This is a genomic window from Roseovarius sp., from assembly GCF_965277045.1.
Lineage (GTDB): Bacteria > Pseudomonadota > Alphaproteobacteria > Rhodobacterales > Rhodobacteraceae > Roseovarius.
Genome location: NZ_OZ255712.1, coordinates 3,796,832 through 3,823,353, shown reverse-complemented (window position 1 = coordinate 3,823,353; position 26,522 = coordinate 3,796,832). Strand labels below are relative to the sequence as shown.

Below are 26,522 nucleotides of genomic sequence, written 5' to 3'. Positions count from 1 at the left end.
CTCCTTTGGCGCCTGATCTACCCGTGCGCCCTTGCCGTCTCAAGCGAATTCGCGGCGCATGGCACAGCGTCCCCGGGGCGCGTCGCCGATTTACAATCCGCCATGGCGCCTCATAGTGGGGCAGGCCATTGAAGCCGCCCGCCCAGCAGACCAAGGAACGCCCCCATGACGGGCAAGACCCGACAGTGCCGCCTGCGCCAGTTGGCCCGCGACACCCGCGCCGGCCTGATGGACCGCCGCGAATTCATCGCGCTTGGCTCGACGCTCGGGGCTAGTGCCGCAACCGCCCATGGCCTGCTGGGTGCAGCGCGCCCCGCGCTGGCACGGCAGGACGAGGGGCGCAAAGGCGGCGTTCTGCGCGTGGCGATGCGGGTGCTCGACATCACCGACCCGCGCAAGTTCGACTGGACCGAGAAAGGCAATCTCGCCCGCCAGTTCTGCGAGCCGCTGGTGCGCTGGAATACCGACTACGGTTTCTCCGGTCTCCTGCTGAAGAGCTGGGACGTGTCCGACGACGCGCGCACCTACACGCTCCATCTGCGCCGGGGCGCGACCTGGAACAACGGCGACGATTTCACCGCCGAGGACGTCGTTCACAACATCACGCGATGGTGCGACACGTCGGTCGAGGGCAACGCGATGGCGGCCCCCATGGCCGCGCTGATCGACACCGACACGGGCCGGCTTGCCGATGGCGTCATGGCGCAGCTCGACGACCACACCATAAGGCTGACCCTGCCCCGCCCCGACATCTCGCTGATTGCCGGCATGGCGGACTATCCCGCCCTGATCGTGCACCGCAGCCACGGTGACGAAAGCGACCTGGCCCAAAGCCCCATCGGCACGGGCCCGTTCCAACTGGTCTCGCTCGATCCCGGCGCGGGGGCCGAGGTGAAGCGCCGCGAAAACGGTGCATGGTGGGGCGGCGAGGCCTATCTCGACGGTATCCGGTTCATCGACCTCGGCACCGACAGCGCGGCCATCGTCGCGGCCTTCGATGCGGGCCGGATCGACGTCAACGACGAGACTACAGAGGATATCGCCACTGCGCTGGACGATCTCGGCCTCGTCAAAAGCAGTATGCCCACGGCCGCCACCATCGTGGCCCGGATGCGCATGGATACCGCGCCCTACACCTCGAAGGACTTGCGCAACGCGGTCCAGCTGGCCGTGGACAACGACCTTGTCCTGCAACTGGGCATCGACGGCGATGGTCTCGCCGCCCAGAACCATCACGTGGCGCCGTTTCATCCCGAGTATGCCGCGATCCCCGCGAAGGCGACCGATCCCGCCGCGGCCATCGAGATGGCTCGCGCCGCCGGGCACGGCGACACCGAACTGGAGCTCATCTCGGTCGACGGCGACTGGCGCACCGCGACCGCCGACGCCATCGGCGCGATGCTGTCCGAGGCGGGCTTCAACATCAAACGTACCGTGGTCCCCTTGTCGTCCTTCTGGAACGACTGGACGAGGTACCCGTTCTCGACCACCAACTGGGCCGCCCGTCCGCTGGGCGTACAGGTTCTGGCGCTCGCGTACAGATCGGGCGCGGCGTGGAACGAGACCGCGCATTCCGACCCGGAATTCGACGCCATCCTCGACCAGGCGCTCGGGGTCTTCGACGCGCAGAAACGGCGCGAATACTCCGCCATTCTGCAGACCCGCCTGCGCGACAGCGGCGTGATCGTCCAGCCGTTCTGGCGCAATCAGACCAAGCATTTCTCAAAGCATGTGAAGAACGACCATGTGCACCAGGCGAGGGAGATGCAGTTCGAGACCGTCTGGCTCGACACCTGAGCGCTCCAAGAGCGTCGCGCGCGCCTCGGCAACGTCCCGAAGCTCGAAACTTTTTTTCGAGTCGCGCCCACGGCTTAGCCGAAACCGGGGCAAAAACGAATCACCGGCAATTGACCGAAACGAATCGCTTCGCCTATACCTTGTGAAACTGCATTCCAACGCACGGTGACAGGGACGTGAGCCGTGCCGGTATCGGGGGACGCCGTGTTGCGGACGGCACTGGGGCACATTTTCATAACGGCACCGCGCACCCACGCGGCGGAACCGGCATGATCCGGCCCGCGACCATGTGGTCAGGCGATACCGCCTTGGTCACGCATCGCGGCACTCCCCCTTCATCATCAGGCGAATTCGTCGCGATCGACATATCGCGGCACACCACGACCGGACGGGAAAAAACACACCCGGCGCGGTGATCCTACAACGCGGCAGGAGGGAATGAGGGGCCGAACCAACGGCCCCCTTTCTTTTGCGCACCTCCCCCTTTGGGGTCACTGGACAGAACCCCGCCGTGGTGCCACGTTTGATCAAATCCGCGACTCAGTGACGGGGGCTCCCATGAAAGACGAAAATTTCCTGCGCGAGATGAACGCACGCCACCTGTGGCATCCCATGGGCCATCCCGGCGAGCAGCAACAGAACGCGCCCACCATCATCAAGAGCGCCGAGGGCGTCGAGATCACCGATATCGACGGGCACCGCGTGGTGGATGCCGTGGGCGGGCTGTGGTGTACGAACCTTGGCTATTCCAACGACGCCATCAAGCGGGCCATTTCCGATCAGCTGTGGCAATTGCCCTATTACTCGGCCTTCGCCGGCACCTCGAACCCGCCCGCGATCGAGGCCTCCTATGCCGTGCATGAATTCTTCGCCGAGGACGGCATGGCCCGCGTCTTCTTCACCTCCGGCGGGTCCGACGCGGTCGACACGGCCCTGCGCATGGCCCGTCAGTACCACCGCCTGCGTGGTGAACCCACGCGCACCAAGTTCCTGTCGCTGAAAAAGGGCTATCACGGCACCCATTGGGGCGGCGCGTCGGTCAACGGCAACAACCGCTTCCGCATCACCTACGAGCCGCTCCTGCCCGGCTGTTTCCACCTGCCCAGCCCCTACACCTATCGCAACCCGTACCATGAGACCGACCCGGCCAAGCTGGCCGAGAACATCGCTGCGGCCATGGTGGACGAGATCGAGTTCCAGGACCCCAGCACAATCGCCGCCTTCATCATGGAGCCGATCCAGGGCGCGGGCGGCGTCATCGTGCCCGACGCCAGCTTCATGAAGCACATGCGCGAGATCTGCGACCGCTATGGCATCCTGCTGATTTCCGACGAGGTGATCTGCGGCTTCGGGCGCACCGGCGACTGGTCGGGCGCCCGGCACTGGGGCGTGAAGCCCGACATGATGACCGTCGCCAAGGGTATCACCAGCGCCTATTTCCCCGTGGGCGGCGTGTTGCTGAGCGACAAGGTCGCGGACGTGTTCGAGACCGCCGACGCCAGTGGGGCGATCTGGACCGGCTATACCTATTCTGCCCATCCCGTGGGCGCCGCCGCCGTTGTGGCCTGCCTGTCCGAGACGATGCGGCTGGACACCAAGACGAACGCCGCAGCGCGCGGCACACAGCTCTTCGAGGGCGTGCAGCGCCTGATGGAGAAATACGACATCATCGGCGATGTCCGCGGCGGCCACGGCCTGATGACCGGGATCGAACTGGTCAGCGACAGGTCCGCGAAAACGCCGATGGACCCGGCGACCGTCAAGAAGGTTCACAAGGCCACGTACGAGGCAGGCGCGATGGTGCGGATCGGCGGAAACAACCTGCTGATGTCGCCGCCCCTGATCATCACGGAAGCCGAAATCGACCAGGTTCTTTCCGCGTTGGACACGGGCTTTGCGGCCGCCTGACCCAAGGTTACAGGCCACCGCCTGTCGCAAGCTGCACCTGCCGCCTTGCCGGCGCAATTCGCGCCGGTTCCGTCGCCTGCCGCGCCCTCTGGTCGCAACCAGCGGAAATCCGCGGTTTTTACCCTAGCTCTGTGACGAGACAGACAGGGCGGCCTGCAAGCATGTAGGCAACGCGAGGACAATGGACACACTCATACTTTCGCGCATCCAGTTCGGCGCAAACATTTCCTTCCACATCCTGTTCCCCACGATCACGATCGCCTTGGGATGGGTGCTGCTGTACTTCAAGCTCAGGTATACGCGCAGCGGGGAAGACCGCTGGATGGACGCCTATCGCTTCTGGGTCAAGGTCTTCGCCCTCAGCTTCGGTCTGGGCGTCGTGTCGGGCATCACGATGTCCTTCCAGTTCGGCACCAACTGGCCCGGTTTCATGGAAACCGTGGGCAACATCGCCGGACCTCTTCTGGCCTACGAAGTGATGACCGCCTTCTTCCTCGAGGCGGTGTTCCTGGGCATCATGCTCTTCGGCATGTCGCGCGTGCCCGGATGGTTGCACACGCTGGCAACGTTCCTCGTGGCCTTCGGCACCACGATGTCGGCCTTCTGGATCCTGGTTCTGTCAAGCTGGATGCACACCCCCGCCGGTTTCGAGCTTCGAGATGGCGTGGCCCATGCAACCGACTGGTGGGCGATCATCTTCAACCCGTCGATGCCCTATCGCGTCGTGCACATGCTTCTAGCCTCGGGATTGACGGTCGCCTTTCTGCTGGCCGGTATCTCCGCCTATCGCTGGCTGCGCGGCGACCGGGCCAAGGATGTGCGCACCGCCATGGTGACAGGGATCGGGCTGGGTGCGATGCTCATCCCCTTGCAAATCCTTGCCGGCGACTTTCACGGCCTCAATACGCTTGAACACCAGCCCGCCAAAGTGGCCGCGATGGAGGCCAACTGGGAGACCGGGCCGAACGTCCCTCTCGTGCTGTTCGCCATCCCCGACGAGATGGCGCGCGAGAACCACTACGAGATCGCCATCCCGAACCTTGCCTCTCTTATCCTGACGCATCACGCGGATGGCGTCGTTCCCGGTCTCGATGAGTTCGTCACCGACGACGGCGGGAAAACCCACCCGCCTGTCGCGCCCGTCTTCTACGCCTTCCGCGTTATGGTCGGCACCGGCCTGGCGATGCTGGTCCTCAGCTGGTCCGCGGCCGCCTTTATGATCTACCGACGTCGCGGTCCCGACGGACTGCCGAAACCGCTTCTCTGGGCGCTGGTCCCGATGACCTTCTCCGGCTGGATTGCAACCCTCGCAGGCTGGTACACGACCGAGATCGGCCGGCAGCCCTGGCTGGTGACGGGCGTCATGACGACCGAGCAGGCGGTGGCGGATGTCCCAAGCCCGATGGTCGCCACGACGCTGGCGGTCTACCTGACGGTCTATGTCGCGCTTCTGGTCGCTTATATCGGCGTGTTGTTCTACCTCGCCCGGAACGGCCAATATGCGAAGAAACGCGGCCGGCCCGACGTGCCCGGCATGAACCCGACCCCGGCGGAGTAGCCCCCATGGACGCTTTCGGAGACCCGGCAACCTGGCTGCCCTTCACCTTCGCAGGCCTCATGGGGCTTTCTATCCTGGTATATGTCTGCCTGGACGGCTTCGACCTGGGCCTCGGCGTGTTGTTCCCCTTTGCCTCGGACACCGAGAAGGACAGGATGGTGGCCTCGATCGGGCCGTTCTGGGACGCCAATGAAACCTGGCTGGTCCTGGCCATCGGAATCCTGCTGGTCGCGTTCCCCACCGCCCACGGGGTCATCCTGACGGCGCTCTACCTGCCGGTCGCCGCGATGCTGGTGGGGCTTATCCTGCGCGGTGTGGCGTTCGAGTTTCGCGCCAAGGCGCCGGCCCGGCGCAAACGGCTCTGGGATCTGTCATTCTTCTGGGGCAGCCTCATGGCCTCGCTGTCGCAGGGCTTCATGCTGGGCCTTTACGTCATGGGCCTTGTGATCAGCCCGTTTACCCTAATCTTCGCCGCGACGACCGCGGTTTTTCTGACGGTCGCCTATTCCTTCATCGGGGCCACGTGGATGATCCTCAAGGCCGAAGGCGACCTTCAGGTCAAGGCGATCCACTGGGCCCGACGCGGGATCTGGGGTGTCGTGCTCGGGCTCGGGGCGGTGTCGCTGGGCTCGCCCTATGTCAGCGCCCGCATCTTCGAAAAATGGTTCTCTTTCCCCGAGCTTTACCTGCTTGCGCCGTTGCCACTTGTTTCCGCGGGACTGCTCCTGGCGCTGTGGTGGGTCCTCAGAACACTTCCCAGGGAAAACGACGCGCTTTCGTTCCTGCCATTCAGCCTCACGATTGCGCTTTTCACGCTCGGCTTCGTCGGCATGGCGTATTCGTTCTATCCCTACGTCGTGCCCGAGCGGCTGACCCTCTACGAGTCGGCCAGCGCGCCGGAAAGCCTGATGATCATCCTGGTCGGCACGCTCCTCGTACTGCCGATGATCATCGGATACACCGTCCTGTCCTACGTGGTTTTTCGCGGCAAGGCGACCGATCTGCGCTACGACTGACCCGGGCATGCCGACGGTCCGGAACCATCGGCGCCGGGCCGCAAAGCGTGCCGCGACAGTTCAGCCGAACCGCTTCCACGCATCCTGCATCGCCTTGGACATGTCGTCCCACGCCTTGTCCGCCCCGGCCTTGATGTCGTTCCAGGCCGCGGACTGGTTCTTCTGCAACTCGCTCAACTTTTCCTGAAGTTCATCGCGGCGGCTGCGCAGATCCTTGAGTTGTCGCTCGTACTCGATCTGGGAATCGGCCTGCGCCTTCTCGGCCTGCGCCCGCAGCTTGTCGATATTGGCCTGCCATTCCTTCATCTGGGCCTCTAGCTTCTTGGTGTAGGCGTCCTTGTCCGTCATGTTGGTCGATCCTCCCATTCAGTGCGGTCAATAACCGTGAGACTCGGACTATAGCACGGATCGGGCCTGCGTGCCGACAGGCCGCAAACATCCAAGGCCAGCATTGAAATCCGCCCCCGTTTGCGCCCATATGGGCCCATCGGAACAGGAGCCAAGCCATGGACATTCGCCCCCTGACCAAGGAATTCGCGGTCTCGCCACAGATCGACGCGGCCCACATCAAGGAGATCGCCGGCGCGGGGTTCCAATCCATCCTGTGCAACCGTCCCGATGGCGAAGAATTCGGCCAGCCCGAGTTCGAGGCAATCGAGCAGGCGGCGAAGGCCGAGGGCCTGGAAATCCGCAGCATTCCGATAATCTCCGGCATGATCACACCCGAAGCGCTGGCCGAATTCGACGCGGCGCTCAAGGATCTGCCCAAGCCCATCCTGGCCTATTGCCGCAGCGGGACGCGCTGCACCATGCTTTGGGCCGCGGTCGAACACGGCCGTCGCGACGACAGCGAAATCATCGACCGCGCCGCCAAGGCGGGATACGACGTGGCCCCGCTGGTGCGCCAGATGCAGGCGCGATGACCCGCTGGATTGCACTCGTTCCCGATAACGCCGGCCAGTCCGGATACCTTGTCAAAGGCGACAGCATCCTGAGACATGCCACCGGATCCTCCGAGGATGCGGTGCTGGCAGAGCTCGGCGACGCACCGCGTCTGGTGCGGTTGGGGGATGGAGCACCCGATCGGTTGCCCACCGGCATCCTGCCGAAGACTGGCGATACCCTGCGCGCGCTCGAACAGGCCAACCCGCCCGACATCATCAGCGCCAGCGTGCGTCTGTGGATCGCCGGTGCGCTGGCAAGTCGCGTGCATTGGGACGGCGTGATATGCGCCACTCAATCCGACGTGACACACTGGATCCACATCAGCGCCGGCGAAGCGGTCAGCGTCCAGACAGTTCTCACCCCACGCCTCGTGACCGCGCTCGGCGGTGCCGCAACAGCCGATCCCGATGCACTGGCAGACACGCTGAGCCGGCCAGAGCGCCTTGCCGCGCATTTGCGTCAGGCGGAAATCTCGGGCGACCGCGTGGCGCTGACAGGTCATCTTCTGGGCGCGGAACTGGCCGCCACCCGACCCTATTGGCTCGGACAGGAAGTGTTGGTGATCTCTGCCGAACCTGCGCCGCACATGACCGCGCTTGCCGCACAAGGCGTGCCTGCCGCAGCGCTGGCACCCGGCGATCTCGTCGCATCCGGGATTGCGGCGTTGGGCCGCGCGCTGGGACTGACAGACAGCTAAGATGTCACCGCACTGGCGCCGCTCCGGTGGCGGCACGGGCCGAACGTGGCGGCCAGCCCCAGGATGGCCCCCGAAACTGTCGCGATCATGCCTGCCGCGCTGACCGCGTCGTCGTATCCCAACCAGAGCGGACCGTAGCCTGCCAGCACGTAGCCCAACACCGCCGAGACCACGGCGAAACCGATCGACCATGCCACCTGCGCCTCAAGGCCGTTGGTGACCATCCGTGCGGCCGCCGGCGGGCAGATGAACATGGCGATCACGATGATCGAGCCTACCGCGTCGAACGCCGCCACCGCCGCGATGGCCGCCACCACGACCAGTCCCAGTCCGATCAGGCTGACGGGCAGGCCCATCGTGCGGGCAAACCCTTCGTCGAAGGTCGACAGTTTCAGCGGTCGCCAGAACACCCATGTCAGCGCGATCACCAGCACCAGGGTCAGGGCCATCCGGGGCAACTCGGGCGGAAGGCCCCGCAAGGCCCCGATGTCCCAAAGCGACGCCCAACCCTGCGCGTCCAGCCAGATCAGGCTTTCAAGATTGCCGTAAAGCGCGTGTTCGACATCAAGATGTACCGAAGAGGTGTCCGACTGTTCCAGCAACAGGACACCGCCTGCGAACATCGCTGTAAACACCACACCCATCGCCGCGCCCGGCTCGATCCCGCCCAGCCGCCTGATCGCCTCGATCAGGCCGACAGCCACAAGCGATGCGCCGCCCGCGCCCAGCATCATGGGCCAGGCCGAGACCGCGCCCGTCACCAGGAAGGCCACCACGATCCCGGGCAGAACCACGTGACTGATCGCATCGCCGATCAGCGCCTGTCGCCGCAGCAACAGGAAATTGCCGGGTATCGCGCAGGCCACGGCGGCAAAGATGCCGATCAGCATCGGCGCCAGGGACAGAACAACGAATTCCTCGCCCATCACGACACTCCCTTCGGCCGCAACTCGCGATCCAGCGCACCCAGCTGATCCGGCGTCAGGACATCGTCCAGCGGTGTCAGCCCGTCATAGCTTGCCGCCGCTTCCTCATAGGCCGGGTTCGAGCGCAACACCTGCCAGCGCCGCTCGTCGCGCAGGGCCTGTGCCGCCTGCGACTGTCCCAGTTCGGTCGCCACGCCATCCGCCCGGATCAGCCCACGGCGCTGCATCAGGCGCAGCGTCAGGCCCTCGTAGATCGGTTGCCCCTGCGCCAGGGCCAGCAACCCCTGCCGCTCATGGACCCGCGCCCGGAACCGCTGATGTTTCAGAACCGCGGCAAGAACGCCGCGATTGGGCGCCGCGAACAGGGACAGGGTGAACAGCGCGAAGGACACCAGGACGATGATCGGTCCCGTGGGCAGTGCCGGCGCCGTGGCCGAAAATGCCGCGCCCGCGTAACCGGACAACCCGCCGATCACGCCGGCCAGGATCACGACCCGTCCGACCCGGTCGGTCCAGAACCGTGCCGCGACCGCCGGAATGATCAGCAGCGCGACGATCAGGATCAATCCCACGACCTTCAGGCCCACGACGGTGATCGCCAGCGCCAGGCCCATCATTGCCAGCTCGACCCGCGGAACATTGACCCCGAGGCTCGCCGCGAACACACGGTCGAACGCAACCATCGTCATGGGCCGCCGGAGCGCGGCAACCAGTAACAGCACGATCGCTCCGCCGGACGCGATCACCACCGCGTCCTGCCGCAACATTCCTGCCGTCGAGCCCAGCAGAAAGCTCTCCAACCCCGCCTGCCGCCCGGAACTCATCGACTGGATCACCGTCAGAAGAACGATACCGAACCCGAAGAAAACCGACAGAACGGCGCCAATCGCCGCATCTTCCGACAGTCGCGTCCTGTTGGTCAGAGCGCTGACGCACAACAGCCCGACCGCTGCCGACAGGGCCGATCCCGCCAGAAGGCCCGGCAGCGCCCTGCCGTCTCCGCCCAGTGCCACCATCGCGATGAAGGCAAGCGCGACCCCCGGAAGGGTCGCATGGCTGATCGCATCACTGACCAGCGCCCTTTTCCCCAGGAACAGAAACGTGCCCGTGGCGCCGGCCGCCATGCCAAGCAAGGCGGCACCAAGCGTCACGAGCGTGGCGTTGTATCCAAGTTGCAGCGTCAGTGCGTCCCAAACCATCGCGGATTATCCCAGGGCGCCCATCTGGGCCGTGGCCAACCGTCCGCCATACGCCTCCTGAAGGTTGGCGCGGGTAAAGGCATCGGCCACCGACCCTTCGGCAATCTTGCTGGTGCTGATGACGAAAACGCGGTCGAAATACTCGGCGACCGTCGACAGGTCGTGATGCACCGCAACCACCGTCTTGCCCAGCCCGCGCAGGTCCTTCAGCACAGAGATTATCGCCGTCTCGGTCGCGGCATCGACCCCCGCGAAAGGTTCGTCCAGAAGATAAAGGTCCGCATCCTGCGCCAGGGCCCGCGCCAGGAACACCCGCTGTTGCTGGCCGCCGGACAATTGCCCGATCTGCCTGTCCGCAAAGCCGTCCATGCCCACGCGCTCGAGACAGTGCAGCGCGGCTTGCATGTGCTTGGTTTTTATCCGCCCCAACAGGCCGAGGTCTCGGTATTGGCCCATCAGCACAACGTCCAGAACCCGCGCGGGGAAATCCCAGTCCACGCTGGCCCGTTGCGGCACATAGGCGATCCGGGCCCGCATCTTTTCGAGAGCCTCACCCCACGCCGTGACCCGCCCGGAGACCGGCTTGACGATCCCCAGCGCGGCCTTCAGCATCGTCGACTTGCCCGCGCCGTTCGGCCCGATGATGGCCGTCATCGCGCCTTGCTGAAACGTCGCATCCAGGGAAAACACCGCAGGCTTTTCCCCGTAGGATACGGTCAGGCCGCGCACCGCGAGCGGGCTCGCCGCCAGCGCATCGCGATCCTCGCGCTCGGTCTCGGTCGTTACCACCTTCACCGTCACCGCCTCAGCTCCCTTCCACCAGCTTGCCCTGCATGCCGCGGTCGGGCACCTTGCCACCCAGCGCCTGGGCGATCGTCGAGACATTGTGGTCGATCATACCGATATAGGTGCCGGTATACGTGCCCGGCGCACCCATCGCGTCGGAAAAGAGCTCGCCACCGATCTTCACCTCGTGGCCCTGCGCCGCCGCCCCTTCGATCAAGGCGCGAATGTTGCGGTCGCTGACGGAGGTTTCGACAAACACCGCCCCGATGCCGCGTTCCACCAGCATATCGGCCAATGTCCTGATCCGGTTCAGCCCGGCCTCCGACTCCGTGGAGATGCCCTGAATCCCGACGACTTCGAAATCATAGGCCTCGCCGAAATAGCCAAAGGCGTCATGCGCGCTCAACAGGACGCGGGCGGAAGACGGCACCGTCTCCAGCACGCGGTGCGCATAGGACGCCAGCGCGTCCAGTTCCTTCAGATAGGCGGCTGCGTTGGCCGCGAATTGATCGGCGTGATCTGGCGCGGCGTCGCTCAACGCGTCACGAACGCCATTGACCACGTAGGCCCAAAGTTCGGGCACCATCCAGACATGTGGGTCGAACTTGTCGTCGTAATCCTCATGCGCGATCCGCCGGTCCCGCGGCACGCTTTCGCCTACCGGCACCGCAGTCCCGCGTTCGCCCAGCTTCAGCAGGAACTCTTCCATCTGCGCCTCGAGGTATAACCCGTGCCATAGAACCACGTCGGCGCGCAGAGCGGCCTGGATGTCGGTTCGGGTCTGGCGATAGGAATGCGGATCGATACCCGGGCCCATCAGCGCCGTGACCTCTACGAGGTCCCCTCCGACGCGCCGCGCGGCGTCGGCGATCATCCCGGTCGTTGCAACCACTGACAAAGCCGCGCCTTGCGCCCGCAGCGGCGTCCCGGCCAGAGCAGCGGCAGACAGGGAGGTGATCAACAGATTTCGGCGAGACAATTGCATGATGTCAGGACTCTCCTTGAGGCGTTTAAAATGATTATGCAAGTCATTCTCAAAAGTCAACCCGGCGCGGCGCCCCGATCCGCGCGAAACAGCCGCGACGGAAACAGAAAATAGCGAAAACGCGGACTGTAAGTGTCACGTCTTGCGCTGTAAAAGTGGATCGGCAAGCTTTCGGTCTCGACTGAACGTTCCTTAATAGTGAAAATAAGGTAGGGCGACATGATCACACCAGTGCTTCTGTGCGGCGGCTCAGGGACACGGCTTTGGCCGCTCAGCCGAAAATCCTACCCGAAACAGTTTGCGCCGGTCTGGGACCAGGGCACGCTCTTTCAGCGGACGGCGCAGCGTCTGTCGGGCCAGGATTACGCCGCGCCCCTCGTGATCACCGCATCCGATTTCCGCTTCATTGTCGCAGAGCAGTTGCACGACGTCGGCATAGATCCCGGCACGATCATGCTGGAACCCGAGGGGCGCAACACCGCCCCGGCCATCCTTGCCGCCGCGCTTTACCTGTCGAAACAGGACTCGGACGCCCTGATGCTCGTCGCGCCGTGCGATCACGCGGTCAACGACGCGGAGGCGTTTCGCGCCACAGTGCAAGCCGGCGTGCCTGCCGCGCTCAAGGGCGATCTGGTCACGTTCGGCATCACCCCCAGCTATGCCGAAACCGGCTACGGCTATCTCCAGCTTGCCGCAGAGCCGGACGGCGCCAACCCCGTGGCCCTGTCGCGGTTCGTCGAGAAACCTGACGCCGCGCGGGCAGCAGAGATGGTGGCCGATGGACGTCACCTGTGGAACGGCGGGATCTTCCTGTTCCGCGCCAGCGATATCCTGGCAGCCTTCGATGCCAGTGCGCCGAATCTCGTGGAACCCGTTCGCGCGGCGCTGGAGGGCGCACAGCCCGACCTTGGCTTCCTTCGCCTCGCGCCCGAGCCTTGGGCGCGGGCCGAGGACATCTCGATCGACTTCGCTGTGATGGAACGCTCGAAGAACCTTTCGGTGGTACCGCTGTCACACGGCTGGTCCGACCTTGGCGGCTGGGACGCGATATGGCGCGAAAGCCAGCAGGATGAAAAAGGCGTCGCCACCAGTGGCCCCGCCACGGCGCTGGAGTGCGAAAACACGCTTCTGCGTTCTGAATCCGACCGGCTCGAACTGGTGGGCATCGGGCTCAAGGACATCGTGGCCGTCGCCATGCCCGATGCCGTGCTGGTGGCACACGCCTCGCAGGCCCAAAGTGTGAAAAAAGCCGTCGACGCGCTGAAGAAAAAGTCCGCTGCGCAAGCAACGGAGTATCCCAAGGACCACCGTCCCTGGGGCTGGTTCGAAAGCCTCGCGCGTGGCGAACGCTTCCAAGTCAAGCGCATCCACGTGCATCCCGGCGCTGCGCTCAGCCTGCAAAGCCACAACCACCGCTCCGAACACTGGATCGTGGTTCAGGGCACAGCCAAGGTGACAATCGACGGCAAGGAAGAGCTGATCACGGAGAACCAGTCGGTCTACATCCCGCTTGGCGCGGTCCACCGGATGGAAAATCCGGGCAAGGTGCCCATGGTCCTGATCGAGGTTCAGACCGGCAGCTACCTGGGCGAAGATGACATCATCCGTTACGAGGACGTATATGCGCGGTCATAGGCCCGTACCGGCAATCTTTACCTCTGCAAAGGTGCAATCGTCGCGTCGTGACAACATCCGGATCGGCTGATACTACCGGAGCGATTTCAAGCGGAGGCGCGCCTGTGAACATCAAAGAAACTGCCTTGCCGGGCGTATTGCTGCTCGAGCCGGCCCGCTTCGGCGACGCGCGGGGCTTCTTCAGTGAAAGCTGGAGTCGCAAGACGCTGGCGGCCCATGGAATCGAAATCGACTTCGTTCAGGACAATCACTCGCTGTCGGCGCAAACCGACACGGTGCGCGGCCTGCATTTCCAGTCGCCCCCCCACGCCCAGGCCAAACTGGTGCGCTGCGGGCGCGGGCGCCTGTTTGATGTGGTCGTCGACATCCGCAAAGGCAGCCCCACCTACGGGCAATGGCTGGGCTACGACCTCAGCTTCGAGAACGGCCTGCAGCTTCTGATCCCCGAAGGCTTCCTGCACGGGTTCGCCACGCGTGAGCCCGCCACCGAAATCGTCTACAAATGCAGCGATTACTATGCGCCCGAATGCGATGGCGCGGTGTTCTTCGATGACCCTGATATCGGCATCGACTGGAACCTTTCCGGCGACGCGGTCCTGTCGGAAAAGGACGCGGCCGCGCCGCGCCTGGCCGAGTTCGACAGCCCCTTCGTCTGGACGGGTGAACCATGAAGCTGCTCGTAACCGGCGGCGCCGGGTTCATAGGATCGGCTGTGGTGCGGCTGGCCATCGCGCGCGGCCACGCGGTGGTGAACCTCGACGCCCTGACCTATGCCGCCTGCCTGGACAACGTGGCGCCCGTGGCCTCCGATCCCGGATACAGTTTCGTCCAGGCAGACATCCGCGACCGGCCCGCGCTCGATGCCGCCCTGGCCGAACACCAGCCCGACGCAATCATGCACCTGGCCGCGGAATCCCATGTCGACCGCTCGATCGACGGGCCCGGAGCGTTCATCGACACCAATGTCATGGGCACCTACACCCTGCTCGAAGCGTCTCGCGACTATTGGGAGGCCCGGGGCCGCCTTGAGACCTTCCGGTTCCATCACATCTCGACCGACGAGGTCTTCGGCTCGCTGGGCCTGACCGGCATGTTCACCGAAACCACGCCCTACGATCCGCGCTCGCCCTACTCGGCCTCCAAGGCGGCCTCGGACCACCTGGTGCGCGCCTGGCACGAAACCTATGGCTTGCCGGTGGTGCTCACCAACTGTTCCAACAATTACGGCCCCTACCATTTCCCGGAAAAGCTGATCCCGGTGATCATCCTCAACGCTTTGGCGGGCAAACCGCTGCCGATCTACGGCGACGGCTCCAACGTGCGCGACTGGCTTTATGTCGAGGATCACGCCGACGCCCTGCTGACCGTTCTGGCGAAGGGCGCCGTTGGCGAAAGTTACAACATCGGTGGCGAAAACGAGCGCACGAACCTCGAACTGGTCCAGTCTCTCTGCGCGATCCTCGACGAGAAGCGCCCGAAGGGCAGCGGCTCCTACGCCGATCAGATCACCTTCGTCACCGACCGCCCCGGCCATGACGCCCGCTATGCCATCGACCCCACGCGCATCCGGCAGGAACTGGGCTGGCGTCCGTCCGTCACCGTCGAAGAAGGGCTGGAGCGGACCGTGCAGTGGTATCTGGACAACGAGGCATGGTGGCGCGCATTGCAGTCCCGCGACGGCGTCGGGCAACGTCTTGGCGCTGGGGGCGTGCGATAGGCCCCGGGACAAACCGTATGGCAGAACCGCGCGTCAGGAACTATCGACGCGGGGACCCGTCAGCCGTGTCAACGCAATTGGAGCACGACGGATGAACACACTCGTTTTCGGCAGCTCGGGCCAGGTGGCAACCGAACTGCGTCGCTCGGCACCCGACGCCACGTTTCTGGGACGCGACAGCGCCGACCTGACCGACCCCGCCGCCTGCGCTGCCGCAATCGCCGCGCACCGTCCCGACCTTGTGATCAACGCCGCCGCCTACACCGCCGTCGACCGCGCCGAGGAGGAAGAGGCGCTGGCCCACATCATCAACGCCGACGCCCCCGGCGCGATGGCGCGCGCGGCGGCGGAACTGGGCGTGCCCTTCGTTCATATTTCCACCGATTACGTGTTCGAGGGCACCGGCACCCGCCCTTGGGCGCCCTCCGACGCGACCGCGCCGCAAAACGCCTATGGCCGCACCAAGCTGGCAGGCGAAGAGGCGGTGCGGGCAGCCGGCGGCGTCCACGCCATCCTGCGCACCTCCTGGGTGGTGTCGGCGCACGGGGCAAATTTCGTCAAGACAATGCTGCGCCTCGGGGCCGAGCGGGACGCGCTGACCATCGTCGCCGATCAGGTGGGCGGGCCGACGCCCGCGCGCGACATCGCGACGGCCTGCCTGAGTATCGGTGACGCGCTGCGCCGCGATCCGGCGCTGTCGGGCACCTTCCACTTCTCGGGCGGGCCCGATGTCAGCTGGGCCGATTTCGCCCGTGCGATCTTCGACAATGCCGGGCTGAGCTGCGCGGTCACGGACATCCCCACCGCGGACTATCCGACCCCCGCGGCCCGGCCATTGAACTCGCGGCTGGATTGCACCAGAACCGAAACCGTATTCGGCCTGTCCCGCCCCGACTGGCGCGACGGCCTCGACGACATTCTGAAGGCCCTGAAGGAGGCGCAAGATGCTTGATCTGACAACGCACCTGCGTGACCGCGGGACCGGCCCTTGCCCGGAGGGATGCGCATGACACGCAAAGGCATAATCCTGGCCGGCGGCTCCGGCACGCGGCTCTACCCGATCACGATGGGCGTCTCGAAACAGCTTCTGCCGATCTATGACAAACCGATGATCTACTACCCGCTTTCGGTGCTCATGCTGGCCGGCATCCGCGAGATTGCCGTCATTACCACGCCCGAGGATCAGGCCCAGTTCATCCGCACGCTGGGGGATGGCGCCCAGTGGGGCCTCAGCCTGACCTATATCGAGCAACCCTCGCCCGACGGGCTGGCCCAGGCCTATATCTTGGCCGAGGATTTCCTCGCCGGCGCACCGTCGGCGATGGTGCTGGGCGACAATATCTTCTTCGGCCACGGCCTGCCCCAACAACTGGCCGAGGCCAGCGCGATCGAAATCGGCGGCACCGTGTTCGGCTACCGCGTCGCAGACCCCGAGCGGTATGGCGTGGTTGATTTTGCCCCCGACGGCACGGTGAAGACGATCATCGAAAAGCCCGCCAGACCTCCGTCGAACTACGCGGTCACCGGGCTCTACTTCCTCGACGGCACCGCCCCCGAACGTGCCGCCAGGGTTCAGCCGTCCGAGCGCGGCGAGCTCGAAATCACGTCGCTTCTGGACATGTACCTCGCCGACGGGCAACTGACCGTCCAGCAAATGGGCCGTGGCTATGCCTGGCTCGATACCGGAACCCACGGCTCGCTTCTCGATGCGGGCAACTTCGTGCGCACCCTGTCGGAACGCCAGGGCCAGCAGGTCGGCTGCCCCGAGGAGATCGCATACGAGCAGGGTTGGATCAACGCCGAGGACCTGGCCCGGCGCGCGCGGCTGTTCAAGAAGACCAATTACGGGGCCTATCTGAAGGGGCTTCTCTGAGCCTCGGAACAAAGACCATTCCGAACGATGGCATGCCGCGGCGCGGCTATGCAACGGGCGGCATCCTGATTCCGCTCAGGGCGCCTGGTTTTCAAGGTCTCCTTTGCGGGACATGAAAGACGTTTGGGCGTCAGCCCCAGCGCGGATTCAGGCCGCAGGCCCCGCGCCATCGCCGGGCCGCCCCCACGGCCCGGCGATTGGGTGAAGTTCGGTGCATCACTCAATCCTGTTTCGGATCTGGCTTGAATAAAGTGCTGCCGAACCCCCGTCGGATCGCCGCGCCGCGGCCCGTCAATGGCGCTCGGAGCTATAGATCACATTTGTCCGCAATGGCCTCTGAACTGACACCTCCAGGTGCAGTGACCACCCACCACATAACCCGTCTCATGCGCCTGATGTAACCGCCACGAAAAAGCCCCCGCCAACAGGGGCGGGGGCAAGGTGAGTGCCGTGTGTCAGGCCACAGGCACCGGCGGTGTTCTTGAATTCTTGGAAAAACTCTAGTTGGCGCAGTCGGCCATCTCGGCCCGGATCTGCTGCCGGAACACGTCGATGGACACCGGCTTGCCGTCGCGCTTGATGCACCAGTAGGTCCAGCCGTTGCAGCTGGGCGCGCCTTCCAGCGCGGCACCGACCTGGTGAATCGAGCCTTTGACGTCATCGCCCACCAGCGTGCCATCTGCGCGCAGCTTGGCCCTGTGACGTCCGTTCATGCTCAAGAGCTCCTCGCCCGGCCGCAGCATGCCCCGCTCGATCAGCTGGCCGAACGGCACCCGCGGCTCGGCGCGCTTGCTGGTGCTGACCTGCAACGCCTCGCGGTCGTACTTGCGCACCGACGCCAGCCGTTTCTCGGCCACCTTGCGATAGGCCGTTTCGCGCTCGATCCCGATGAACTCGCGTCCCAGCATCTTGGCGACCGCGCCCGTCGTGCCGGTGCCGAAAAACGGGTCCAGCACCACGTCACCGGGATTGGTCGCGCCCAGCAGAACCCGGTGCAGCAGGCTCTCGGGCTTCTGCGTCGGGTGTGCCTTGTCGCCCTTGTCATCCTTCAGCCGCTCGTGCCCGGTGCAAAGCGGAAGCACCCAGTCGCTGCGCATCTGGATACCTTCGTTCAGCGACTTCAGCGCCTCGTAGTTGAACGTGTATTTCGCCGCCTCGTCCCGGCTCGCCCAGATCAACGTCTCATGCGCGTTGGTCAGGCGCTTGCCCCGGAAATTCGGCATCGGGTTCGACTTGCGCCACACCACGTCGTTCAGGATCCAGAAACCCGCGTCCTGCAACGCCGCACCGACGCGGAAGATGTTGTGATAGGACCCGATCACCCAGATCGCGCCATTGGGCTTCAGCAGCCGCCGCGCGGCTTTCAGCCAGTCGCGGGTGAAGCGGTCATAGACCTCGAAACTGGCAAACTGGTCCCACGCGTCATCGACCGCATCCACCTGGCTGTTGTCCGGCCGGTGCAGGTCGCCGCGCAATTGCAGGTTATATGGAGGGTCGGCGAATATCAGGTCGACGCTGCCTTCCGGCAGGCCGTTCATGACCTCGATACAATCGCCACCAAGGACAGTATTCAACGGGAGCGTTTCCACGCCCTTCTTGGTCTTTGTCGTCATCTTTTCTGCCTCTGTCCCGGCGCCTTGTTGTGCGCTCTGGTCGTTAAAGCCAAGGATGAGTCAAAGCGGATTCGCGGTCAATTTCTTTTTGAATCAGTCGGTTAGGTTTTTTTCTTGATACAAGATATTGTGGACCGGCTTGAACGAACGTCTATGGTGTGGGGTCGGCCCGAGATTTTGCAAAGCGGCCATGTGGCTTTTCGAGCCATACCCCGCGTTGGTCTCCCAACCATAGCCCGGATACTGTTGCGCCAAATCCCACATGATGCGGTCGCGCCTCACTTTTGCCATAATCGAGGCCGCCGAAATCGACAGGCAAACCGCGTCGCCCCTGACGATCGCGCGCCCCTCGCAGGGCATGTCGCGGGGCAGAAGATTGCCATCCACCAGCGCCAGGCAGGGCCGCCGCGACAGCCCCGCCAGCGCTCGCGTCATTGCCAGTTGCGATGCCCGCAGGATGTTGATCTCGTCGATCTCCTCGACACTGGCATGGGCCACCGACACTTCCGCCACTTCGAGGATCGCATCGTGCAGCGCCGATCGCCGCCTCGCCGTCAGCGTCTTGGAATCGTTCAGCCCGTCGGGAATGCGCTGCGGGTCCAGGATCACCGCCGCGGCCGTCACGGGCCCTGCCAGCGGTCCCCGCCCGACCTCGTCCACCCCGGCCACGCGCAAGGCGCCCGCGGCCGACGCGTCGATCTCGAACTGAAAATGGGGCCCATGCGCTGTCCTGCTCATGGGCCCTTCAGTAGTCGCGTTTTCATGGAAGGAAAAGAAGGGAGGCGCCCGGAGGATGCTTCGAGCCGCGCGCCTCCCCTCACTGCTCGACCGGTATCCGCGCTCTTATTTGCGGTACTTGTCGCTTCTGCGATCGTTGAACCCGTACCGCTCCAGGCACTGGCTGCCATAGATGACATCACGCCGGCCGTGCCCGCGTGTTTCCACAGCGCAGCGATGCGGCAGCGCATTGAACCGGGGATAGGTGTTCAGCAGACAATGCCGCCCATAGCCGCGCAGCACACCGCCCCGGACCCGCACGTCGCGGCGGCACTGCTGCGGCAGTGCAAAACGCTCGCCGTGACGCCCGCGATTGCCATAGCCGTCATGCCCGCGCCGGTGCCCACGATTGTCGTACCGGTCGTGCCCGCGGCGATGCCCGTTGTTGAACCGCGGCCCGTGGCCGCCCTGATGGCGCGTCACTGCGCGGTCGTCGCGGCGCTGGTCGGCAATCGCCGCACCGATCAGCCCCAGGGCGACCGCCCCCGCCACCCATTTGGCGACGTCCTTGTCACCGGCCTGCGCCGGCGCGGCTGTCATCCCCGTCACGGCAAGTGCCGCCGCCAGGATCAGCGATATGAATGTCCGATGTGTCATGTCAGGTCCTTTCTCTGCGTTGAGCCTTGATCGGTCCCCACCCCGGTCATGACGTCACCGTGTCGGCCCGGGTCAGGCGATGCGTCAAGGATGGGTCCAGCCCGCCGAGACAGGCAATAACGGCCACCTGCTATCCGATAACACGCTGCAAAAGACCGTTTCCGGCCAACCCGATATTGAATAGCGGCAGGGATACGCGCATCTTGGCGCCATGAAACGCAAAACCCTTCCCCTCGTCGTGATGCTCGGCCTTGCCACCGCCACGACCGGCGCCGCACAGGCCGCCTGCTATGCCGAGTACAAGGCCAAGCGCGACACCCCGTTCGAGCTCATCTACGAGGTCGCGCAGGTCAGCGGGCCCTGTACCGTCGCCAACGCCACCGCCCAGCTTGGCGCCCGCCTTGCCGGACAGGGCCTGACCTTGCTCAAGGTCCTGTCGGTCCGCGAAGGCTAGGTCAGGGGGAAGGCGGCACGTGCAGGATCTCGACACTTCCATCACCGACACCCGCCGCTCCGGCAACCGGATCGTGCTGTTCGGCGTCGCGGCCATCGTCACCATCCTCGTCGGTGCCGCCATCCTTCTGGTGCTCACGCTGCCCGACGCCAACGCCTTCAACGACAAGGTGGCGCAGATCTTCGCCGAGAACGACGCGCTCACGTCGGACGCCGAGATCAAGCTCCTGGAAATCCTAGCCCTCTCCGGCACCGCCTTTTCCGAGACCCTGGGCAGCTACCGCATGCTCATTCTCGTTCTGCTGATCTTCGCCACGGCCCTCCTCGTGGCCGCGCTGGTGTTCCTGGTGATGCTCGCCGGCATGAACCGCCGCCTCGCCCAGATCGAACATTCCGGCATCCAGGTCAGTTCTCTGCTCATCAGCCGCGAGGAAAACGCCGTCTACCTCAACAACATGGGCTTCAAGCTCACGGACGCGGCAATGGAAACCCTCGCGGTTCTGGCCGAGGCGAGGATGGACGATGACGTGTTGTCGGGGGCCGAGATCGAGGCGGTGATCTCGGGCCGCTCCGCCGACGATTGCGAAGAAGCCGCCGGCGCCACCCGGATCAAGCGCCTGCGCGACACGCTGGGCAACCAGATGGTGTCGGAACTGCTGGTCAAGAACATCGCGCGGCGCGGCTACATGCTGGCGATCGACAAGAACGTCATCCGGGTGATCTGACCACCTCGCCCAAAGGCTGTCGCCGCCGAAGACTCCCGCCTCACCTTCGCAAGAACACCCCCGACACCGACCCAAGGCGCACGCCGCGTCGCGCGCGCCACCGAAAGTTGTGGAACTCACGCCACCCCCTTTGCGTTTGGCTCCTTAATATCAAACAAAAAAGTCCAAGGGGGACAGACATATGGAGACGTGGGTTGAACGGCTGGGCCTGAGAACCGATCCGGTAATTTTCTTCGTATCCGCCATCTTCACCATCGTCTTCGTCCTCGCACTGGTCATTGCGCCCGAGCCCATCGGCGACGCCTTCGCTGCCGGACGCGCCTGGATCGTCTCTCACCTGGGGTGGTTCTTCATTCTCGGGGTGAACCTCTGGCTCGGCTTCCTGGTGTGGACCGCCATGAGCCGTCATGGCCATATCCGTCTCGGTCCGCGGGATTCGCGCCCCGATTACACCAACCTCTCGTGGTTCACGATGCTCTTCGCCGGCGGCATCGGCACGGTGCTGATGTTCTGGGGCGTGGCCGAACCCATGAGCCATTTCGCCACCCCGCCATTACCGGGGGTCGAGCCCTTTTCCCAGGAGGCCGCGCAAGACGCGATCTCCATCGCCACCTACCACCTCGCCCTGCACACTTGGACGATCTTCGCCCTGCCGGGGCTGGCGTTCGCCTATTTCATCAACCGCTACGACCTGCCCGTGCGGGTCAGTTCGGTCTTCTACCCCCTGCTCAAGGACCGGATCTACGGCCCGTGGGGCAAGGCCATCGACATCGCCGCGGTTCTCGGCACGCTCTTCGGCGTCGCGGTCTCGCTCGGCCTCGGCTCGTCCCAGATCGCCGCCGGGCTCGAGGCCCTGTTCGGCTGGGAAAGCGGCGTCTTGCTCAAGGTCGCGATCCTCACGGTGCTGACAGCCGTGGCCGTGGTCTCCATCGTCGCAGGGCTCGACAAGGGCGTGAAGCTGCTGTCGAACATCAATATCGGCATGGCCGTGGGCCTGATGATCTTCGTGCTGATCTGCGGCTCGACGCTGTTCCTGCTGCGCGGCATGGTCGAAACCGTCGGGCTCTACCTCGGCAACCTGCCGCGCCTGGCGTTCTGGAACGACATGATGGCCGATATCGGTCCCAATTCCGACGGCTGGGGCTGGCAGGGCGGCTGGACCGTCTTCTACTGGGCATGGACCGTCACGTGGTCACCCTTCATCGGCCTCTTCGTGGCCCGGATCTCGCGCGGGCGCACGATCCGCGAATTCGTCTTCGGGGTCCTTCTGGCACCCTCGCTCTTCACCCTGATCTGGTTCTCGATCTTCGGCTGGCAGGCGATGGAAATCGACGGCATCGGTGCCGCCGCGCGCGACGCCCTGGGCGATCAGGCCGGCGCGCTCAGCGATGCGGTGGCCGAGTCCGTGCCGCTCGCCATGTTCGCCTTCTTCGAGAACTTCCCCTTTGCCGACCTCATACAGGGCATCGCCGTGGTGGTCGTGGCGATCTTCTTCGCCACCTCGTCGGACTCCGCCTCGCTGGTGGTCGACATGCTCTGCACCGGCTCGCCCGAACCCGGGCCGACCCGGCAACGGGTGTTCTGGGGCGTGTCCGAAGGGCTGGTGGCCGCGATGCTGATCGTGCTCGCCGGCGACGCCGGGCTGACGGCCCTGCAACAGGTCATCACCGTTGTCGGCCTGCCGATCTTCTGCCTGGTGTTCCTGATGATCCCGGCCCTGATCCTCGGCTTGCGCAACGAGGAGATCAACCACATCACCATCGGCAAGCGCCCCGGCCTGTCGAAGTTCTGACGTTGCACACGGAAGACTGGCGACCCCGGCAGGATTCGAACCTGCAACCTGCCCCTTAGGAGGGGGCTGCTCTATCCAGTTGAGCCACGGGGCCGCGTAACGCTTCCATAACCGCTCCCGAGGCGCTTGTCAGCCTCCAAGCGGCCAGTTGCGCCGCCGAGCATGATTGCGGTAACATCAATGCCTGAACACCATGACCGGATCATCCCCTTGAGCAAGCACGATACCCGCCCTCTGACACTGCGCGACGTCTCCGAGGCATCCGGCGTTTCGGAAATGACCGTCAGCCGCGTCCTGCGCAATCGCGGCGACGTTTCGGACAGCACCCGCAAGCGCGTTCTCGCCGCCGCCAAGACGCTGGGCTACGTGCCGAACAAGATCGCCGGCGCACTGGCCAGCCAGCGGGTGAACCTTGTCGCGGTCATCATTCCCTCGATGTCCAACATGGTCTTCCCCGAGGTCATGACCGGCATCTCCGAGGCCCTCGACGAGACCGATCTGCAGCCCGTGGTCGGCGTCACCGGCTACCGCCCCGAGAAAGAGGAAAAGGTCCTCTACGAAATGCTGTCCTGGCGCCCCTCTGGCGTGATCATCGCCGGCATGGACCATTCCGACGCGGCGCGCGCCATGCTGCGTGCCTCCGGCATCCCGGTGGTCGAGATCATGGATGTGGACGGCACCGCGATCGACTCGGTGGTCGGCATCTCGCACCGCCGCGCCGGGTCGCAGATGGCCAAGGCGATCATCAAGGCCGGATATCGGCGCATCGCCTTCCTGGGCACCAAGATGCCGCTCGACCACCGCGCCCGCAAACGCTTCGAGGGGTTCACCGAAACCCTCGCCAAGGCCGGGATCGAGATCGAGGACCGCGAGTTCTACTCCGGCGGCTCGGCGCTCAAGAAGGGGCGAGAGATGACCCGCGACGTGCTGGCCCGAAGCCCCGATCTCGACTTCATCTACTATTCCAACGACCTGATCGGCGCGGGCGGCCTGCTCTACCTCACCGAACAGGGCATAGACATTCCCGGCCAGATGGGCCTTGCGGGCTTCAACGGCGTCGACCTGATCAAGGGCCTGCCACGCGAACTGGCAACGATGGACTCCTGCCGCCAGGAAATCGGCCGCCGCGCCGCCGACCTGATCGTGGCCCGCGCCGCCGACGTCGACGGCCGGGGCGCGCCGTCGCGCATCGTCCTGGAGCCCACGCTCACCTACGGCGACACCCTGCGCCGCCTTTAGGGCGCTCCACGCCTCTCGCCTGTCGCGGACAGAGCAGACCCCGCCTCTTCCACCCCGCACCATCCTAAAAACACGGGAAGGGGTGTAACCATGAGAACCGGCTTCATCGGGCTCGGCAATGTCGGCGGCAAGCTCGCAGGCTCGCTCTTGCGCAACGGCGTCGACCTCACGGTACATGACCTCAATCCAGAACTCGTGGCGGGGTTCGCCGCGCGCCGCGCGCAGGCCGCCGACAGCCCGGCGCAGGTGATGCAGGACTGCGACGCCGTCATCACCTGCCTGCCCTCGCCCGCCGCCTCGGACGCGGTGCTGCAACAGATGCTGCCCCATGTCCGCCCCGGCAAGACCTGGATGGAGATGTCCACCACCGACGAGGCCGAGGTCAAGCGTCTCGGGGCCCAGGTCAGCGCCGCCGGCGGCACGGTCGCCGACTGTCCCGTTTCGGGCGGCTGCCATCGCGCCGACACCGGCAATATCTCGATCTTCGCCGGCTGCGACCGCACCACGTTCGAACGCATTCTGCCGCTCCTGAAAACCATGGGCCGGCGCGTCCTGCATACCGGCGATCTTGGTAGCGCCTCAGTGCTCAAGGTCATGACCAACTACCTTGCCACCGCCAACCTTCTGACCCTGTGCGAGGCGCTGGTAACCATGAAAGCCGCGGGCATGGACCTTGCCACGACCTATCACGCCATCGCCATCAGTTCCGGAACCTCTTTCGTGCATGAAACCGAAAGCCAGGTCATCCTCAACGGCTCACGCGACATAAACTTCACGATGGACCTCGTGAAAAAGGACATCGGCCTCTTTCAGGCCATCGCCGACCGTGCAGGCGTCCCGCTTGAGATCTCGCCCCTGATGATCTCGATCTTCGAGGACGGTATCCGACGCTACGGGATGCGGGCGCAGTCCGACGACATAATCCGTCGCCTGGAAGAGGCGACCGGCCTCGACATCACCGCGCCGGGCTTTCCGGCGGAAATGGTCGACGACGAACCCGAAGAACCGGGATACGAGGTGCGCCCGCGCGGCCATGCGACCTGAGCCATGCCGACCCGGCGCCGAACTTAAGGGAAACGTAACCAATATCCATCAACTCTCCGCCTTGTCCCGCAAGGCCGTTAACCATGCCCGGCGGATTGAATTGAAAGCCGCCCTCGAATCTGGCTTTTTCATAAGGGGTTTTCTGGTGGATTGTTCGCGATGCTGTTTCTTGCAGGTCTGATCGGTATGGTGGCCGTTGGCACCGCCGCGATGTGGGGCTTCGAGGACCTCGGCACCAACAACGCCCGTGACGATATCGGTACGCCCGGCGACGCGTCCGATGAAACCTCCGACTATGACAGCGACGCCTCGGCCTACTCCAATGCACAAGGCTCGCTGCTCGATATCGCCACCGACGACGGCTTCGAAAGCGAAGCGCAGGATGACGACCCCGAAGGCGACGATTACGGCATTGCCCGCGGCACGGCCGATGCCGACACGCTGTCCGGCGGCGAGGCCAGTGAATTTCTCGACAGTCTCGATGGCGACGACCGGATCGCGTCGGGGGACGGCGACGACGTCGCGCGTGGCGGCGACGGTAACGACACCCTTCATGGCGGGGCAGGCGACGACACCCTTCATGGCGAGGCCGGGAACGACATACTGGCAGGCGGCGCAGGATCGGACATTGTCATGGGCCACGATGGCGACGATCATCTCTCGGGCGGCGCCGGCGACGACAGCCTTGTCGGCGGCGAAGGCGCCGACACGCTCATGGGCGACGCAGGCGATGATGCGCTGCACGGCTATCTCGGCAACGATTCCCTCGATGGCGGCGCCGGGGCCGACACGCTCTTCGGCGGTTCCGGCGACGACGTGCTGACCGGGGTCGCGCCCGATGGCACGGCGCCCGAGCAGGATCAGGACTACCTCAACGGCGGTTCTGGCGATGACGAGATCACGCTGGGCGCCGGCGATATCGCCACCGGCGGCAACGGCGCCGACAGCTTCATTCTCCGCGATTGGCTGGACGCCGATCACCAGGGACAGATCGTCGATTTCAACACCGCCGAGGACAATCTCGTTTTGCTCTACGACGATGACGGTACCGTTCCCGACGTGACCATCGAAGAAGACTCCGACGCGCAGAACCTGCACCGCGTCCTGCTGGGCGGCGAGGTCATTGCCAACGTCACCAGCGACGCTGCCCTGACGCTCGCGCATATCACGCTCATCCCACAAAGCACGGGCTGATCCCGGCCTCGCGGCCATACCGGGCGATACCCCCTTTCCAAACTTC

General features: G+C 64.8%; 25 protein-coding genes and 1 tRNA gene. 17 read left to right on the top strand and 9 right to left on the bottom strand.

Annotation, left to right across the window (positions count from 1 at the left end):
• Positions 1-165: 165 nt before the first annotated feature.
• The 4 genes from ACQY4V_RS19080 to ACQY4V_RS19065 all read left to right on the top strand — a co-directional run bounded on the left by ACQY4V_RS19080 (position 166) and on the right by ACQY4V_RS19065 (position 6,279).
• A complete protein-coding gene (locus ACQY4V_RS19080; protein WP_428514437.1) occupies positions 166-1,797 on the top strand; it encodes an ABC transporter substrate-binding protein in 1,632 nt (543 codons plus the stop codon).
• Positions 1,798-2,355: 558 nt separating this feature from the next.
• The gene (locus tag ACQY4V_RS19075; RefSeq protein WP_428514435.1) at positions 2,356-3,705 is read left to right on the top strand and encodes an aminotransferase class III-fold pyridoxal phosphate-dependent enzyme; all 1,350 of its coding nucleotides are present in this window, start codon (positions 2,356-2,358) and stop codon (positions 3,703-3,705) included.
• A 181-nt stretch (positions 3,706-3,886) separates the two neighbouring features.
• Positions 3,887-5,263 carry a cytochrome ubiquinol oxidase subunit I gene (locus ACQY4V_RS19070; protein WP_428514433.1) on the top strand — a complete coding sequence of 459 codons (1,377 nt, stop codon included), beginning with the start codon at positions 3,887-3,889 and terminating at the stop codon, positions 5,261-5,263.
• Between the two features lie 5 nt (positions 5,264-5,268).
• Positions 5,269-6,279, top strand: coding sequence for a cytochrome d ubiquinol oxidase subunit II (locus ACQY4V_RS19065; protein ID WP_428514431.1), 1,011 nt, complete (start codon positions 5,269-5,271; stop codon positions 6,277-6,279).
• A 60-nt stretch (positions 6,280-6,339) separates the two neighbouring features.
• On the opposite strand, the gene ACQY4V_RS19060 is transcribed toward ACQY4V_RS19065, so the two are convergent.
• Positions 6,340-6,627 carry a hypothetical protein gene (locus ACQY4V_RS19060; protein WP_152490950.1) on the bottom strand — a complete coding sequence of 96 codons (288 nt, stop codon included), beginning with the start codon at positions 6,625-6,627 and terminating at the stop codon, positions 6,340-6,342.
• A 158-nt stretch (positions 6,628-6,785) separates the two neighbouring features.
• Here ACQY4V_RS19060 and ACQY4V_RS19055 point away from each other — a divergent pair, with 158 nt between their 5' ends.
• Both ACQY4V_RS19055 and ACQY4V_RS19050 read left to right on the top strand, forming a co-directional pair.
• Complete coding sequence (locus tag ACQY4V_RS19055; RefSeq protein WP_152490949.1) at positions 6,786-7,202, top strand: TIGR01244 family sulfur transferase; 417 nt, start codon at positions 6,786-6,788, stop codon at positions 7,200-7,202.
• Entirely contained in the window at positions 7,199-7,921 is a 723-nt protein-coding gene (locus ACQY4V_RS19050; RefSeq protein WP_428514428.1) for a 2-dehydro-3-deoxygalactonokinase, read from the top strand. The genes ACQY4V_RS19055 and ACQY4V_RS19050 overlap by 4 nt, the downstream gene beginning before the upstream one ends.
• Here ACQY4V_RS19050 and ACQY4V_RS19045 read toward each other — a convergent pair.
• From ACQY4V_RS19045 to ACQY4V_RS19030, 4 genes are read right to left on the bottom strand one after another with little or no spacing between them, the layout of a single operon-like run.
• Positions 7,918-8,847, bottom strand: coding sequence for a metal ABC transporter permease (locus tag ACQY4V_RS19045; RefSeq protein WP_428514426.1), 930 nt, complete (start codon positions 8,845-8,847; stop codon positions 7,918-7,920). The genes ACQY4V_RS19050 and ACQY4V_RS19045 overlap by 4 nt on opposite strands.
• A complete protein-coding gene (locus ACQY4V_RS19040) occupies positions 8,847-10,046 on the bottom strand; it encodes a metal ABC transporter permease (protein ID WP_428514424.1) in 1,200 nt (399 codons plus the stop codon). The genes ACQY4V_RS19045 and ACQY4V_RS19040 overlap by 1 nt, the downstream gene beginning before the upstream one ends.
• Before the next feature lie 6 nt (positions 10,047-10,052).
• The gene (locus ACQY4V_RS19035) at positions 10,053-10,847 is read right to left on the bottom strand and encodes a metal ABC transporter ATP-binding protein (protein ID WP_428514421.1); all 795 of its coding nucleotides are present in this window, start codon (positions 10,845-10,847) and stop codon (positions 10,053-10,055) included.
• A 4-nt stretch (positions 10,848-10,851) separates the two neighbouring features.
• A complete protein-coding gene (locus ACQY4V_RS19030) occupies positions 10,852-11,817 on the bottom strand; it encodes a metal ABC transporter solute-binding protein, Zn/Mn family (RefSeq protein ID WP_428514419.1) in 966 nt (321 codons plus the stop codon).
• Positions 11,818-12,036: 219 nt separating this feature from the next.
• On the opposite strand from ACQY4V_RS19030, the gene ACQY4V_RS19025 reads away from it, so the two are divergent.
• The 5 genes from ACQY4V_RS19025 to rfbA all read left to right on the top strand — a co-directional run bounded on the left by ACQY4V_RS19025 (position 12,037) and on the right by rfbA (position 17,042).
• Positions 12,037-13,452 carry a mannose-1-phosphate guanylyltransferase/mannose-6-phosphate isomerase gene (locus tag ACQY4V_RS19025; protein ID WP_428514417.1) on the top strand — a complete coding sequence of 472 codons (1,416 nt, stop codon included), beginning with the start codon at positions 12,037-12,039 and terminating at the stop codon, positions 13,450-13,452.
• 125 nt (positions 13,453-13,577) lie between these two features.
• Positions 13,578-14,123, top strand: a complete 546-nt coding sequence (gene rfbC / locus ACQY4V_RS19020; protein ID WP_428514415.1) for a dTDP-4-dehydrorhamnose 3,5-epimerase — start codon at positions 13,578-13,580, stop codon at positions 14,121-14,123.
• Positions 14,120-15,169 carry a dTDP-glucose 4,6-dehydratase gene (gene rfbB / locus ACQY4V_RS19015; RefSeq protein WP_428514413.1) on the top strand — a complete coding sequence of 350 codons (1,050 nt, stop codon included), beginning with the start codon at positions 14,120-14,122 and terminating at the stop codon, positions 15,167-15,169. The genes rfbC and rfbB overlap by 4 nt, the downstream gene beginning before the upstream one ends.
• A 91-nt stretch (positions 15,170-15,260) precedes the next feature.
• Complete coding sequence (gene rfbD, locus ACQY4V_RS19010) at positions 15,261-16,121, top strand: dTDP-4-dehydrorhamnose reductase (RefSeq protein WP_428514411.1); 861 nt, start codon at positions 15,261-15,263, stop codon at positions 16,119-16,121.
• A gap of 54 nt (positions 16,122-16,175) precedes the next feature.
• Positions 16,176-17,042, top strand: a complete 867-nt coding sequence (gene rfbA, locus ACQY4V_RS19005) for a glucose-1-phosphate thymidylyltransferase RfbA (protein ID WP_428514409.1) — start codon at positions 16,176-16,178, stop codon at positions 17,040-17,042.
• A 500-nt stretch (positions 17,043-17,542) separates the two neighbouring features.
• Here rfbA and ACQY4V_RS19000 read toward each other — a convergent pair whose 3' ends face one another.
• The 3 genes from ACQY4V_RS19000 to ACQY4V_RS18990 all read right to left on the bottom strand — a co-directional run bounded on the left by ACQY4V_RS19000 (position 17,543) and on the right by ACQY4V_RS18990 (position 20,029).
• Entirely contained in the window at positions 17,543-18,655 is a 1,113-nt protein-coding gene (locus ACQY4V_RS19000) for a site-specific DNA-methyltransferase (RefSeq protein WP_428514407.1), read from the bottom strand.
• A gap of 93 nt (positions 18,656-18,748) precedes the next feature.
• Complete coding sequence (locus ACQY4V_RS18995; RefSeq protein WP_428514405.1) at positions 18,749-19,393, bottom strand: ribonuclease HII; 645 nt, start codon at positions 19,391-19,393, stop codon at positions 18,749-18,751.
• A 105-nt stretch (positions 19,394-19,498) separates the two neighbouring features.
• Positions 19,499-20,029 (bottom strand): hypothetical protein, encoded by a 531-nt coding sequence (locus ACQY4V_RS18990; protein WP_428514403.1) that lies wholly within the window; start codon positions 20,027-20,029, stop codon positions 19,499-19,501.
• A 211-nt stretch (positions 20,030-20,240) separates the two neighbouring features.
• Between ACQY4V_RS18990 and ACQY4V_RS18985 the strand changes: the two genes are divergently transcribed.
• The 3 genes from ACQY4V_RS18985 (at position 20,241) to ACQY4V_RS18975 (ending at position 22,999) form a co-directional block, all read left to right on the top strand.
• Positions 20,241-20,483 (top strand): hypothetical protein, encoded by a 243-nt coding sequence (locus ACQY4V_RS18985; RefSeq protein WP_428514401.1) that lies wholly within the window; start codon positions 20,241-20,243, stop codon positions 20,481-20,483.
• Positions 20,484-20,502: 19 nt separating this feature from the next.
• A complete protein-coding gene (locus ACQY4V_RS18980; protein ID WP_428514399.1) occupies positions 20,503-21,207 on the top strand; it encodes a winged helix-turn-helix domain-containing protein in 705 nt (234 codons plus the stop codon).
• Between the two features lie 181 nt (positions 21,208-21,388).
• Positions 21,389-22,999 carry a BCCT family transporter gene (locus ACQY4V_RS18975; protein ID WP_428514397.1) on the top strand — a complete coding sequence of 537 codons (1,611 nt, stop codon included), beginning with the start codon at positions 21,389-21,391 and terminating at the stop codon, positions 22,997-22,999.
• A gap of 17 nt (positions 23,000-23,016) precedes the next feature.
• Here the strand turns inward: ACQY4V_RS18975 and ACQY4V_RS18970 are convergent.
• Positions 23,017-23,093, bottom strand: a tRNA-Arg gene (locus ACQY4V_RS18970).
• A gap of 116 nt (positions 23,094-23,209) precedes the next feature.
• Here ACQY4V_RS18970 and ACQY4V_RS18965 point away from each other — a divergent pair.
• From ACQY4V_RS18965 to ACQY4V_RS18955, 3 genes are all read left to right on the top strand, one after another.
• Positions 23,210-24,238 carry a LacI family DNA-binding transcriptional regulator gene (locus ACQY4V_RS18965; RefSeq protein ID WP_428514395.1) on the top strand — a complete coding sequence of 343 codons (1,029 nt, stop codon included), beginning with the start codon at positions 23,210-23,212 and terminating at the stop codon, positions 24,236-24,238.
• A 90-nt stretch (positions 24,239-24,328) separates the two neighbouring features.
• Positions 24,329-25,282 (top strand): NAD(P)-dependent oxidoreductase, encoded by a 954-nt coding sequence (locus ACQY4V_RS18960; RefSeq protein WP_428514393.1) that lies wholly within the window; start codon positions 24,329-24,331, stop codon positions 25,280-25,282.
• Between the two features lie 159 nt (positions 25,283-25,441).
• Complete coding sequence (locus tag ACQY4V_RS18955; RefSeq protein ID WP_428514391.1) at positions 25,442-26,476, top strand: calcium-binding protein; 1,035 nt, start codon at positions 25,442-25,444, stop codon at positions 26,474-26,476.
• The last annotated feature ends 46 nt before the right edge of the window (positions 26,477-26,522 follow it).